Here is a 13,483-nt window from a genome sequence, read left to right on the forward strand (position 1 = left end):
CGAACCGTCAGGCGTCGGGTGGGTCGCCCGCCTCGGCGCCGAGGTCGTCGGCCAACTCCTCGAGCTGTTCGACCTGCCCGGCCGGTGTCGTCTGCTGCTCCGGGACGGCTTCGTCCGAAGCCGGCGGTCTGGGATCGTTCGGTGCTGCGCTCATGTCGACGCGGTACCCACGCCGCCCCGGCACCAAACGGTGGTCAGCCGCGGAAACCCACCTCGGCGTGTGATCCGTCGCACAGCGGCTTGTTGCCCGAGGCGCCGCAGCGGCAGAGCGTGACCCGGTTGCGCGTCTCGATCGGTCGTCCGTCGGCGCGCTCGATCGGGACACCACCCGTCACCCACAGCGGGCCGTCGGTGATGACGTCGATCTCGACCGGGAGAACCGGTTCGACCGTCTCGCCCTCGACCTCGTAGGTGAGCGCCCCGGACGGGCACCGTTCGATCATCGCCATCACCTGGCTGCGCACGATCGTGTCGTCGGTCTTGCGTGCCATCTTCCACACGTTCGACGCCTTGTTGCCACAGAAGCCGGCGTGCTCGCAGATCCCTCGGTCATCGTGCACGGTGATGCCCGTACCGGGATACGCCTTGCTGCGCTCGTCGTAGGTGTCGGCCGGTGCGGTCTCGGTGCCGTCGAACTCGGCTCGGGCGTGGGTGCCGTCGCAGAAGGGCTTGTTGGCCGACTGGCCGCAGCGGCACAGCGCGTACCGGTCCTTCGACTCGATCTCGGTCCCCGTCCGCCACGCGAGCGACTCGCCGTGCTCGGACACGATGATCTCCCGCCGCCGGAGCGGGACATCTCCTGCGACGAGGTACGGACCGTCGGCCGTGATCGTGATCCGTGGTTCGGCCATGGTGCGTCCTCCTGCGTGGCGGTCTGACACCCGCAGTCTGCCAGAGCGGCGAAGCGGCGTCGCCTGGCGGTACTCATCGCACCGATCGCTCCGGTGATCTCGACGCTGCAGTCGAGCACGACCAGATCGGGATCTGCGAGGTGCTTCTGCAACCATGCGACGTCGACGAGCGTGTCGATCAACCGGCCTCGTCGATCACGTCGATCAGCACCTTGCCCTCGGAGTGGCCTTCGGCGAGGTAGCGGATCGCGTCGGCGGTCTCGGCCAGTGGGTAGGTGCGGTCGATCACCGACCGCAGTTGGCCCTGCTCGACCATCCGGGAGAGCGCGGCGAGTTCGTCGGCGGTTTCCTTTGCGGTGAACGTGACGGCCTTCTGGCCGCCGATCAGGAACCTGATCTTCGCCCTGATCGAACGGGCGATGGGGCCGAGCAGGCGGTTCTTCTTCGGGCCGCTGACGATCACGAGCACACCGTCGTCGGTCAGCAGGCGGCGGCAGTCGGCCAACGACCGGTTGCCGACGTTGTCGAGGATCGCGTCGTACGTTCGGCCGGAAGCGGCGGCCTCGGCGACGACGTCGGTCGTGGTGTAGTCGATCACTCGGTCGGCTCCGAGCGACCGGACGATCTCGACGTTGTGCGTGCCGCACACGGCGGTGACCTCGGCGCCGAGCGCCTTCGCGATCTGCACGGCGTAGTTACCGACACCGCCACCTGCGCCGTTGATCAGGATCGATCGCCCCGGGCCGGCCTCGGCGTGGTCGCGGAGGCCCTGCAGGGCGGTGACGGCGGCGACGGGCATCGCCGCCGCGTCGCCCATCGTCATGCCGGCCGGCAGCGGTGCCAGCGCGGTCTCCTTGCACACGACGTACTCGGCGAACGCACCGTTGCCGCCACCGAACACCTCGTCGCCCGGAGCGAACCCGGTGATCGACGAGCCGACCGCCTCGACGACACCGGCGAGATCGACACCCCGTCGTGGCTGCTTCGGCGTGCGGAGGCCGGCCATCAGGCGCAGCAGCCACGGTGTCCCCGTCAGGAAGTGCCAGTCGAGCGGGTTGGTCGCTGCGACGTGGACACGGACGAGCACCTGGTCGTCGGTCGGCTCAGGCCGCTCGACGTCGCGGAGTTCGAGCTGGTCGGGGCCGCCGTAGCCGCGCTGTTCGATCGCCTTCATCGCGACCAGCGTGCCAGCTCGGCACCCGGGTGCGTGTACTGCGCCCTACCGATCGCGGCGACGCTGTTCGACGCGCTCGCGTTGCGACCGCCGGACGCCCGAGCGGCACCACGGAACCATGACGCCGCACGGGTCATCCACGGCCGGATGGTCACGAGATGGCGGTCGAGATCGACGACGGGGGCCGACCGGTGGACCAGAGGGTACGTACACTGTAAGTTCTGCATGTCGACCACCATAGACGTACACTGTACGTAGTGCAACCCCTGAGCAACGAGAGCCGACGAGAAATGTCCCAGAACGACCGAACCCCGCTGACCCGCGAGCGAATCCTCGCGACCGCGATCGCGATCGCCGACGAGCACGGCGCATCGGGCCTCAGCATGCGCAAGCTCGCCAAGGAACTCGGCTACGAGGTGATGTCGCTCTACAACCACGTCGCGAACAAGGACGACCTGCTCGACGGGATGGTCGACACCGTCGCCGGCGAGATCGCCCTGCCGGCCGAGGAGCTGCCGTGGAAACGTGCCGTGCGCCAGATCGCGGTGTCGTGGCACGAGACGCTCGTACGCCACCGCTGGGCCGCCGCGATGTTGCCGCAACGTTGGCCGGGGCCGAACCGGTGGCGGCACATGGACAACCTGCTCCGGCTCTTGAACACCGCCGACCTGCCCGACGACATCGCCGACCTCGGGTTCCACGCCGTCACGATGCACATCCAGGGCTTTACCCAGCAGCAGATCAACTACTCGACGCAGGTCCCCGACGAGGCAGCCATGTTCGAACGGTTCCGAACCGAGGTCTCACCCGAGGTGTTCCCACACATCGTCGCCCACGTGCAGTACCACCGCGACACCGAGCAGCACCCCGACGAGTTCGGGTTCGTACTCGACCTGATCCTCGACGGACTCGAACGAGCTGCGACCCAGGGGTAGCCTCCCTCGAATGCCGGATTGGACGCCAGAGACGTGGTTGATCGCTGCCGGACGCACCCGGGTCGCCGGTGATCCGCTCAACGTTCCCCCGGTGTTCGCGTCCAACTTCTTCCTGCCCCACGAGCGCATCTACAGCCGCTCGGAGGGCACCGCCACCACCGACGCACTCGAGGAGCTGCTCGGTGGGTTGGAGGGCGGCCGGGCGCTCGCGTTCGGGTCGGGGATGGCGGCCGTCGCCGCCGTGTTCCACCGACTCCCGGTCGGCTCGCGCATCGCCGTGCCAGAGGACCCCTACCACGGCGTGGCCGGCATCGTCGCCGAGGGCGAGGCGCAGGGCCGGTGGACGGTCGACCGACTCGACCAGGCCGACACCGCCACGTGGATCGACGCGCTCCAGGTCTGCGATCTCGTGTGGTTGGAGTCGCCGGAGAACCCGCTGATCACCGTCGCCGACCTGCCGGCGATCTGCGGCGCTCCGCGGCCCGCGACCACGCTCGTCGGCGTCGACTCCACGTTCGCCACGCCGCTCACCCAGCAGCCGCTCGACTACGGCGCCGACGTGGTCATGCACTCGGCGACCAAGTTCATCGGCGGCCACTCCGACCTGCTCGCCGGCGCACTCATGGTGCGCCGCGACGACCTGTACGACGAGTTCCACCAGCGACGCCTGCTGTACGGGGCGACGATCGGCGCCATGGAGGCGTTCCTCACGATCCGCGGTGCCCGCACCCTCGGGCTCCGGATGGACAAGGCGCAGGCCAACGCGATGGAGTTGGCGCAGCGGCTCGAATCCCATCCGGCGATCACACGGGTGCGCTACCCCGGGCTCCCGAGCCACGACACACACGAGGCGGCCAAGCGGTTCATGACCGGGTTCGGCGCGATGCTCTCGTTCGAGACCGACGGCGACGCCGCCCGCTGCGACGTGATGCTCGGCCGACTCGAACTCGTCAACCACGCCACGAGCCTCGGCGGGGTCGAGACCACGGTCGAACGACGCGCATCGATCCCCGGTCAGGAGCGGATCCCGCCGACGCTTGTTCGGATGTCGGTCGGCTGCGAGCACGTCGACGACCTCTGGTCCGACCTCACCAACGCCCTCACCTGATCACGAGTTGGATCACGAGTTGTGCCAGGCACAACGCGTGATCAGGCGACTCGGCCGTCAGTCGTCGAACAGCGACGGCGGGAAGCCGCCCTTGCTGAGCGGGCTCCACCGGGTCGGCGTGATCAAGATGATGCACTTGCCCTGATCGACCATCGCCTGTCGGTACTCGTCCCAATCGGGGTGCTCGCCGGAGATGCTGCGGAAGTACTCGACGAACGCGTCGGAGGCCTCGGGCATGTCGAGCACCTCGGCGTCGCCGTCGATCTGCACCCACGCGTCGTCGAACGCTTCCCCCATCACGGCGACCGACACGTGCGGGTTGCGGCGGGCGTTCTTCGCCTTGGCGCGCTGCGGGTAGGTGGCGATCGCGAGGCGACCGTCGGCGATCATGCCACCCGACACCAGGCTCATCTGCGGGCGCCCGTCGGACCGGGTCGTGGCCAACACCCACCGGTGACGCCCGGTGAGGTGCTCGGCGAGCTCGGCGCGTTCGAGTTCGACGTCGCTCGCCCGGTACTGCGCACGTCGGTCGTCGGCCGGGATCTTCTTCACCATGCCCCGATCCTCCCATCACGAGTTGTGCCTGGCACAACTCGTGATCAGGTGGGGTGGATGGCTCGCCAGACGCGCTCGGCGGTGGCGGGCATGTCGATGTGGCGGACGCCGAGGTGGGCGACCGCGTCGATCACCGCGTTCTGCACGGCGGGCGTGGCCCCGATCGTGCCCGACTCGCCGATGCCCTTGGCGCCGATCGGGTTGCGAGGCGTCGGGGTCTCCTGCTCGATCCGTTCGAACGACGGCAGCTCGGCCGCCGACACCAGGCCGTAGTCGGCGAAGTTGGCGGTGTTCGGGTTGCCGTCCTCGTCGTAGATGAACTCCTCCATCAACGCCTGCGCGATGCCCGACGCGATGCCGCCGTGGGCCTGACCGTCGACGAGCAGCGGGTTGACCAACGTGCCAGCGTCGTCGCACGCGACGTGGCGGAGCACGGTGACCTCGCCCGTGTCGCGGTCGACCTCGACCACCGACAGGTGCACACCGAACGGGAACGTCGCCCCCGGCGGTTGGAAGTCGATCTCGGCGCGGAGCGGCTCACCGCCGTCCTGCTGCACGAACTTGGCGATGTCGACCCACGTCTTGCTCAGCGCCGGTGTACCGGCCACGGAGAACTGGCCGTTGTCGACATCGAGCACGACGTCGTCGGGATTCGCCTCGAGCAACTCGGCCGCGATCTCCTTCGCTCGCGCGACCGCGGCTTCGCTCGCCTCCCAGATCGCGCTGCCGCCGATCTGGAGCGACTTCGAGCCGCCGGTCCCGCCACCGCGCTTGACCTCGTCGGTGTCGCCGTGGCGGACCACGATGCGGTCCATCGGGATGCCGGTGATGTCGCTGGCGATCTGAGCGAACGCTGTGTGGTGGCCCTGTCCGTGCGACGACGAACCCGTCAGCACGACGACCGAGCCGTCGGGCTGGAGCTCGAAGCTGCCGAACTCGCCGTTGACGATCGGGTTCGCGATCTCGACGTACGCCGACCAACCGAGGCCGAGCAGCCGTTGCTCGGCGGGGTCGTTGCGGCGACGCTGCTGCTCGGTTCGCAACCCGGCGTAGTCGACGGCGGCGAGCACCTTCTCCAACGCCTGCTCGTACTCGCCGGTGTCCATCTCCGTGCCGACGGCGGTCGTGAACGGGAACTGCTCGGGACGGATGAAGTTCCTGCGGCGCACCTCGGCGGGATCCATGCCGATCTCGGCGGCGAACACCTCGACCATGCGCTCGATCGCGGCCGCGGCCTCCGGCCGGCCCGCGCCGCGGTAGGCACCCATCGGCACGGTGTTGGTCATGACCGACGTGAACGAGAAATCGATCTTGGGGATGTCGTAGACACCCGACACCATTCGGGCCGTGATGAACGGCAGCACGGCGCCGACGTTCGGATACGCGCCGCCGTCCTGGAGGCTGTGGACCCGGTAGGCCTGCACGTTGCCGTCGCGGTCGCCGCCGATCGTCGCCGTGAACACGCACCCGCGCCCGTGGACGAGACCGAGCATGCTCTCGGATCGGGTCTCGACCCAGCGGACCGGACGGTCGATCTCGCGGGCGACGAGCGCGACCACGATGTCCTCGGGATAGCCGCCGTTCTTGGCGCCGAACCCGCCGCCGACGTCGGGGCAGATCACACGGACCTGCGCTGGATCGACTCCGGTCGCCGCGGCGAGCGTGTCGCGGGTGCCGTGCGCCCCCTGGGTCGACGACCACTGCGTGAGCCGCTGCCCGCCCTCGTCGGTCGTGTCCCAACGGGCGACCGTGGCTCGCACCTCGAGCGGGCACGGCGCAATGCGCTGGTTGTTGAACGTCAGGTCGACCGTGACCTCGCACCCGTCGAAGAAGTCGTCGCCCGCCTGCGACGGTCCGGCGAACACGACGTTCGTGCCGGCGTCGGGGAACAGCAGCGTCTCGTCCTTCACCGAGTCGGCCGCGGTGACCACCGCGGTCAACGGCTCGTAATCGACGTAGACCAAGTCGACGGCGTCGGCGCCGGCCGCGGCGGTGTCGGAGATCACGACCGCGATCGGCTCGCCGACGTACCGGACCCGATCGGTCGCCAGGAGCGTGCGCAACATCGACTGGTTGAGCATCGGCATCGACGGCGGCTCGGCGGGCAGTTCCAGGTCGGCGGCCGTGTAGATCCCGATGACACCGGGGATCTCGAGCGCATCGCTCGTGTCGATGCCCGTGATCTCGGCGTGCGCCATCGCCGACCGGACGAACGTGGCGTGGACGGCGTCGGCCGGCGCGAGGTCGTCGACGTACTTGCCACCGACGGTCAACAGGTCGGGATCTTCGACCCGGACGACCCGGGTTCCGAGCAGACTCATGGGTATTCCTTCCCGCCGAGGTCCGACCGGACCGCGGCGACGCCATCATGGCAGCCCGACGTCATCGGCCCAGCGTCAGGTGCCGGTCTCGAAGTACCCGATGATCCAGGCGTCGTCGATACCCGTGGCCTCGGCACAGCTCTGCGCTCTGGCGAGTTCGGCGTCGGAGAGGAACCACGGAACCAGACTGTCGACGGGATGCCCTTCCGCCGTGCCGGACAGTACGTCACCCACCGATACCGAACTCCCGAGCCGGTGGACGACGGACGACGTCGCCGCATCCCACGTCGAGCCGTGGGAGAACACGGCGAGGCCGACGCCTGAGCCAGTGTCGATGTACAGACACCCGTCTTCGAGCACCAGCACTCCGTCGAGCGGCCCGCTCGCGTATCCCTCTTGTTCGACGACGACGATCATCGGACCCGTCGGCGCAGCCACTGACTCCTCGACGGCCGAACTCGCCGACTCCTCATCGCCGCACGCTCCCACCACGAGCACTGCAACACCCAGGAGTGCTCGCACCCGCATGACCGGAGCGTAGATGACGCCGGTGGCCGCCGGCCCGGCACCCGCCGATCGATAGTGTCGCCGACATGGTGGAGCCCGACTTCCTGCGTTTCGATTCGCTCAGCCTGCACGCCGGGCAACGGCCCGATCCGACGACGGGCGCCCGGGCGGTGCCGATCTACTTCACGACGTCGTACTCGTTCCCCGACACCGACGAAGCCGCAGCGCTGTTCAACCTGGAGGCGCCCGGTCACATCTACAGCCGGATCTCCAACCCGACCGTCGCCGTGTTCGAGGAGCGCGTTGCGGCACTCGAAGGTGGTGTGGGCGCGGTCGCCACCGCGAGCGGCACGGCCGCACTCCACCTGGCGGTGGCGTCGCTGCTGAGCGCCGGCGACCACATCGTGGCGTCGAAGAACCTGTACGGCGGGTCGTACAACATGATGAACCTGACGCTCCCCCGCTTCGGGATCACGACCACGTTCGTCGACCCGCGCGACCCACAGGCGTTCGCCGACGCCATCCAGCCGAACACGAAGCTGTGCTACGGCGAGACGTTGGGCAACCCCGGCATCGAGGTGATGGACGTCCGAGCCGTCGCCGACGTGGCGCACGCTCACGGGCTGCCGCTGATGGTCGACTCCACGTTCTCCACGCCGTACCTGTTGCGCCCGATCGAGCACGGTGCCGACATCGTGATGCACTCGGCCACCAAATTCCTCGGCGGGCACGGCACCGCGCTCGGTGGGGTGCTCGTCGACGGCGGACGTTTCGACTGGGCCGCGAGCGACAAGTTCCCGACGATGACCGAGCCGTACGCCGGGTACCACGGGATCGTGTTCGCCGAGGAGTTCGGACCGGCCGCACTCGGCATGCGCGCCCGCGCCGAGGGGTTGCGCGACTTCGGTGCCTGCATGAGCCCGCACAACGCGTTCGCGCTGCTGCAGGGCATCGAGACGTTGTCGCTGCGGATGGCGCGCCACGTCGAGAACACCGACCGGGTGCTGGAGATGCTGGCCGCCAACGACGCGGTGACGTGGGTCAAGCATCCGCGTGTGCCCGACCACCCCGACCACGAACTCGCGCAGCGGCTCTACCCGAAGGGAGCGGGCGCGATCTTGAGCTTCGGGGTGAACGGCGGCCGCGCTGCGGGCCGGAAGTTCATCGAGGCGGTGCAGCTCGCGTCGCACCTCGCCAACGTCGGTGACGCCAAGACGCTGGTGATCCACCCGGGGTCGACCACCCACGGCCAGATGTCAGCGAGCGAACTGGACGCGGTCGGCATCAGCGAGGATCTCGTGCGGTTGTCGGTCGGGCTGGAGGACGCCGACGACATCGTGGATGATCTGGCGCGGGCGCTGAAGGCGAGCCAGCGGTGATCGTGCAGGTCGACGGTGCCGATGCCCACGCCGCGACCGGCGGTGTCGACATCACCGCTGCCGACGGCCCGGTCGTGCTGTTGATCCACGGCGCCGGTATGGACTCGACCGTCTGGCAGCTCCAGACCCGCTACCTCGCGCATCGTGGCCTGCGGGCGGTTGCGGTCGACCTGCCCGCCCACGGTCGGAGCGCCGGCGAGGCGTTGGCGACGATCGACGACATGGCCGACTGGGTCGCCCGGTTCGTGGCGGCCGCGGCGCTCGGTCCGGTCCACGTGGTCGGGCATTCGATGGGCACGTTCGTCGCGCTCGAACTGGTGCGTCGGCACCCGGACGTCGTCTCGTCGATCACGCTGTGTGGCACGGCGACGGGCATGCCAGTGCATCCCGAACTGCTCGACGCCGCCGAGCACGACCTGCCCCGTGCGGCCGCGTTGATGGCGGCGTGGGGACACGCCAAACCCGCCCACACCGCTCCGAACCCGACACCGGGACTGTGGATGTCGGGCGGATCGATGGCACTGGTGGAGATCAGCCGGCCCGGTGTGTTGGCGACCGACTTCCGAGCGTGCATGGCCTACGAGCGCGCCGTCGAGGCGGCCGCCGAGGTGACGTGCCCCGCGACCGTGGTGATCGGCCTCGGCGACAAGATGACGCCGGCGAAGGGCGGTCGTGCGCTCGCAGCAGCACTGCCATCGGCGACCGTGATCGAGCTTCTCGGCATCGGCCACCAGATGATGACCGAAGACCCGACCGCCGTGAAGCGAGCGATCCTCGCGACCGTCGACGCCTGACGCCGACCCTTCGCCGGCGGAGTCGTAACCTCGGCGCATGACCGCCGATGTGCTCGCCGCCACGCTGGTGGCCCCCGGACAGCTGGAGCTTCGACGCTACCCGTACCCCGTCGAACTCGAACCGGGTGCGGTGGTGCTCCGCATGCTGGCGTCGGGCATCTGCGGTACCGACAAGCACACGTTCAAGGGCGAGACCCAGCAGTACGCCGGCACCGACCACGCGTCGAGCACGCCGTTCCCGATCGTGCAGGGTCACGAGAACCTCGGTGTGATCGCAGAGATCGGCGCGGGCGGAGCCACCGCGTTCGACGGTTCGCCGCTGGCCGTCGGCGACCGGGTCGTTCCGGCACCGAACCGATCGTGTGGCGAGTGCGAGTACTGCATCGGTGACTTCCCGTACTACTTCTGTCGACGGCTCGAGAACTACGGCAACTCGCTCACGTCAGCCGAGGCGCCGCACCTGTTCGGAGGCTGGGCCGAGCACCTCTACGTCCGACCGCGCACCCCGATCTTCAAGGTGCCGGACGGTCTCCCCGACCAAGTCGCGGTGCTGACCGAGATCTTCGCGGTGACGCACAGCCTCGACCTCGCCCGCGACATGCCGCGCCCCGGCGGGTTCCTGGAGGGCGACACGGTCGCGATCATGGGTGCCGGTCCGATCGGGATCGCACATGCAGCGAAGGCCCGACTGATGGGTGCGTCGACGGTGATCGCGATCGACCCGTTCCGGCCGCGGGCCGAACTGACGGGCGAGCTCGGTGCGACCGATCTGATCGTCGCCTCGGCCGGTGACACCTCGCTCGTCGGTCATGTTCGCGATCTGACGAACGGGCGTGGGGTCGATCTCGTGGTCGATGCGACCGGCCACCCCGACAGCTTCGGACCGTCGCTCGAACTGCTTCGTGACGGCGGGACACTCGTCGAGGTCGGCGCGTTCGTCGACCTCGGCACGGTGCCGATCAATCCCGCCACCATTCTCGGGCGCAACCTCACGATCTTCGGCGTGGCCGGCGAGGACGCCCGCGCCTACGACCGGACACTGGCGATGTTCGCCGAGCACCACGAACGGGTGCCGTTCCACCGAGTGGTGACGCACGAGTTCCCATTGGCCGACGTCGAGGACGCGATGCAGACGGCGCTCAGCGCCGACACAGCGATGAAGGTCATCCTCCGCCCGAACGGCTGACACCGGGTGACCGGCCACCGGTCTCCCGGCTGACCCGCCCGTCGGGCTCGCTCAACCGCGCCGCGAGCGAACGACGAAGCCGGCCGCCGCGAGCGCAACCAGCGCCGCCCCGATAGCGGCAGCGATCAGCGACGAACTCGACGTCGACGGCGCCCCTTCGTTCGACTCGTCGCCAGCAGCGACGCCGGTCGAAGGCGGGGTGCCGTCGGTCGATGTTGCAGGAGGTGCGCTCGCCGGAGGGCTCGTCGCTGACGCGATGGACGTCGCCGTCAACGGGCGCGGCCCGAACGTCGCAACCGTCGCTCCGGTGGCCGACAGCGCCGGCGCATCGGTGACGAGGAACCAGGGGTCTGGGCTGTAGGCGGCGTCCCCCTCGTAGCGGGCCTGCACTTCGGCAGCCCCGGTTCGCAGATCCGTCGGGACGACCACCGTCACCTCGAACTCGTACTCGGCGTCGGCCTCCCCAGTCGCGGCCAGCCACTCATCGTTGCCCTGCACGATGTACACACCGATTCCGGTCAGGGGACGACCCAGAACGCCCTCACCGGCAGGCGGGTGACCGGTGTCGTAGCAGTTGTCCCCCCATCCGGATCCGTGGATCACCAGCTCGCCGCCGCGAACGACCTCGCGCGACGCGACCTCGACGGTCGGTCCGATGCAGTCGGCAGCGGCCGGGCCACCGGACACGACCAGCAGCGCGGCAAGCACGAACGCAGAGGCGACGGCGAACCTCATGGCCGTTGGACGCCGTCGGCGGCGCCAGGGTTCCCAAATCCGCCCAAATCCGCCCGAATCCGCCCGACGACGACGGGTCGATGTCGCCGGCCATGTCGTAGATGCTGTCGATCCAGTGACAACACAGCACGGCGGAGTGCTCGCGACCCGTCCCTTGCCGGTTGCCCCGTAGATACAGAAGGTCCAGATCACGCTCTTCTCGTCGTCCGCGACCTGAGACCCTCCCAGGTGATGTCGGAGAAGCTCTCCTCGATGATCCGCCTGGACAGCACAGCCATGTTCGCCGGCTCTGCCTCGCCCATCGGTTCCACACGCGATCGACCAGAGATCTGGGCACGTTCCGAACGCTCGCTCACTCGAAGTCGTCGGGATCGACGACCTGCACTCCTGGCCCGGACAGACGTGATCGGCTGTTCGTTGCCGCTCGTCGACCGTGCGTGCTCGTCGACCACAAGAGGCCCGCGCCCGACTGCTGATCTCCAGCGCGCCCAACCCAAGGAGCTCTTGGGCAGAGTTTCACGCCGGTTGACGCTGATCGAACATACGTTCGATTATGATGGCTTTCATGACCTCACCCGTCGATCCGTCGGTGGCACTCCGGGTGCTCACGGGAGCGACGACGCGGTCGGCCGATCCCGATGAGTGCGCCGGGCTGCTCGGCACGGTGAAGCAGCTCCGAGGATGGATCGACTCGTTCGAGGCCGGTGTCACGTCACGGTTGCGAGAACTCCACGCGACCGCCGGTGCAGCGCCCGCGGCCGACCTCCACACCAGGTGCGGAGGGGTCTCGGCCGCCGAGGGCAAGCGCAAGGAGCGCCGCTCGAAGACGATCGACGAAGCACCGTCGTTCGGCGACGCATTGGCGTCGGGTGATGTCGGCGCCGAACACATCGACGCGCTGGCCGCCGCCACCTCGAAGCTCGACGACGATGTGAAGACCGCGCTGCTCGGCCACGAAGACGACCTGCTGGCCGACGCGACCCGCATGTCGCCCGAGCGGTTCGGTCGGTCGTGCCGCGACCTCGCTCGCCGGCTCGAGCGCGATCAGGGCATCGAACGCAACACGCGCCAGCGACGCGACACGTTCCTCTCACGCAAGCTCAACGGCGCGACCGGCATGGTCGAGGGCCGGTTCGCGTTCCATCCCGAACTCGCCAACCAGGTCTTCGGCGCGGTCGACCGCGAGGTCGCGGCGATGATCAAGGCCGGCGAGGGCCGTGGCGAACCATGCTTCGTCGAACGGTCGATCGACCGCAACCAACTCGCCGCCGAGGCGCTCGGCACACTCGTCGGCGGCGGCCACCAGCAGATCAGGCCGCTCGAAGCCGACATCACCCTGATCGTCGACGAACAGACCGTGGCCACCGGCGAGCTGCACGACCACTCGGTGTGCGAAACCACCGACGGTGCCGCGCTCCCGCCGGCGTCGGTTCGCCGTCTGATCTGCAATGGTCGGGTCACCCCCGTGGTCGTCGACCAGCACGGCAACCCGTTCGACCTCGGCCAGACCACCCGCCACGCCAACCGGCACCAGCGTCGAGCGCTGCAGACGATCTATCGCTGCTGCGGCTTCGCCGGTTGCGACGTGGCGTTCGAACGGTGCGAGATCCACCACATCCTCCCGTGGGAACTCGGTGGGCCGTCCGATCTCATCAACCTGATCCCACTGTGTTCACGCCATCACCACGTCGTCCACGACGGCGGATGGCAGCTCGACCTCGACGCCGACCGAACCCTCACGATCCGACAACCCGACGGTCGGGTGTTCGCGGTGACGAAACCAGATGTTCCGGTCCGCCCAAACGGCAGACGATCGAGCGAACCACCGGTCGATCCATCCGCTCCGCCCGATCGACGACGACCCGCAGTGTGACGCGCTCGACCGGGTCCAGGTGTGCTGCTCGCTCGTACTGCCCTGATGCCGACCCTGACCTGGGC

General features: G+C 68.9%; 13 protein-coding genes. 6 read left to right on the forward strand and 7 right to left on the reverse strand.

Going from position 1 to position 13,483, the window contains the following annotated elements:
- Positions 1-7 precede the first annotated feature (7 nt).
- The 3 genes from R8G01_11495 to R8G01_11505 form a co-directional block, all read right to left on the reverse strand.
- The gene (locus tag R8G01_11495) at positions 8-154 is read right to left on the reverse strand and encodes a hypothetical protein (protein MDW3214617.1); all 147 of its coding nucleotides are present in this window, start codon (positions 152-154) and stop codon (positions 8-10) included.
- Between the two features lie 40 nt (positions 155-194).
- Positions 195-851 carry a CDGSH iron-sulfur domain-containing protein gene (locus R8G01_11500; GenBank protein MDW3214618.1) on the reverse strand — a complete coding sequence of 219 codons (657 nt, stop codon included), beginning with the start codon at positions 849-851 and terminating at the stop codon, positions 195-197.
- Positions 852-1,029: 178 nt separating this feature from the next.
- Positions 1,030-2,025, reverse strand: coding sequence for an NAD(P)-dependent alcohol dehydrogenase (locus tag R8G01_11505; protein ID MDW3214619.1), 996 nt, complete (start codon positions 2,023-2,025; stop codon positions 1,030-1,032).
- A 257-nt stretch (positions 2,026-2,282) separates the two neighbouring features.
- On the opposite strand from R8G01_11505, the gene R8G01_11510 reads away from it, so the two are divergent.
- Entirely contained in the window at positions 2,283-2,960 is a 678-nt protein-coding gene (locus R8G01_11510; protein MDW3214620.1) for a TetR/AcrR family transcriptional regulator C-terminal domain-containing protein, read from the forward strand.
- A 10-nt stretch (positions 2,961-2,970) separates the two neighbouring features.
- Complete coding sequence (locus R8G01_11515) at positions 2,971-4,068, forward strand: PLP-dependent transferase (protein MDW3214621.1); 1,098 nt, start codon at positions 2,971-2,973, stop codon at positions 4,066-4,068.
- 57 nt (positions 4,069-4,125) lie between these two features.
- On the opposite strand, the gene R8G01_11520 is transcribed toward R8G01_11515, so the two are convergent.
- The 3 genes from R8G01_11520 to R8G01_11530 form a co-directional block, all read right to left on the reverse strand.
- Positions 4,126-4,623, reverse strand: coding sequence for a PPOX class F420-dependent oxidoreductase (locus R8G01_11520; protein MDW3214622.1), 498 nt, complete (start codon positions 4,621-4,623; stop codon positions 4,126-4,128).
- A 44-nt stretch (positions 4,624-4,667) separates the two neighbouring features.
- Entirely contained in the window at positions 4,668-6,944 is a 2,277-nt protein-coding gene (locus R8G01_11525) for a xanthine dehydrogenase family protein molybdopterin-binding subunit (GenBank protein ID MDW3214623.1), read from the reverse strand.
- Between the two features lie 75 nt (positions 6,945-7,019).
- Positions 7,020-7,472: a hypothetical protein gene (locus tag R8G01_11530; GenBank protein MDW3214624.1), complete on the reverse strand. Its 453-nt coding sequence runs from the start codon at positions 7,470-7,472 to the stop codon at positions 7,020-7,022.
- A gap of 65 nt (positions 7,473-7,537) precedes the next feature.
- On the opposite strand from R8G01_11530, the gene R8G01_11535 reads away from it, so the two are divergent.
- From R8G01_11535 to R8G01_11545, 3 genes are read left to right on the forward strand one after another with little or no spacing between them, the layout of a single operon-like run.
- The gene (locus tag R8G01_11535; protein MDW3214625.1) at positions 7,538-8,830 is read left to right on the forward strand and encodes an O-acetylhomoserine aminocarboxypropyltransferase; all 1,293 of its coding nucleotides are present in this window, start codon (positions 7,538-7,540) and stop codon (positions 8,828-8,830) included.
- Positions 8,827-9,624, forward strand: a complete 798-nt coding sequence (locus R8G01_11540; protein ID MDW3214626.1) for an alpha/beta hydrolase — start codon at positions 8,827-8,829, stop codon at positions 9,622-9,624. Before R8G01_11535 ends, R8G01_11540 begins: the two co-directional genes overlap by 4 nt.
- Positions 9,625-9,661: 37 nt before the next feature.
- Complete coding sequence (locus tag R8G01_11545; protein MDW3214627.1) at positions 9,662-10,810, forward strand: zinc-binding dehydrogenase; 1,149 nt, start codon at positions 9,662-9,664, stop codon at positions 10,808-10,810.
- A gap of 51 nt (positions 10,811-10,861) precedes the next feature.
- Here R8G01_11545 and R8G01_11550 read toward each other — a convergent pair whose 3' ends face one another.
- The gene (locus R8G01_11550; GenBank protein ID MDW3214628.1) at positions 10,862-11,545 is read right to left on the reverse strand and encodes a hypothetical protein; all 684 of its coding nucleotides are present in this window, start codon (positions 11,543-11,545) and stop codon (positions 10,862-10,864) included.
- Between the two features lie 565 nt (positions 11,546-12,110).
- On the opposite strand from R8G01_11550, the gene R8G01_11555 reads away from it, so the two are divergent.
- A complete protein-coding gene (locus tag R8G01_11555) occupies positions 12,111-13,418 on the forward strand; it encodes a DUF222 domain-containing protein (protein ID MDW3214629.1) in 1,308 nt (435 codons plus the stop codon).
- Positions 13,419-13,483: the final 65 nt, after the last annotated feature.

The organism is Ilumatobacteraceae bacterium, assembly GCA_033344875.1.
Classification (GTDB): Bacteria; Actinomycetota; Acidimicrobiia; order Acidimicrobiales; family Ilumatobacteraceae; genus Ilumatobacter.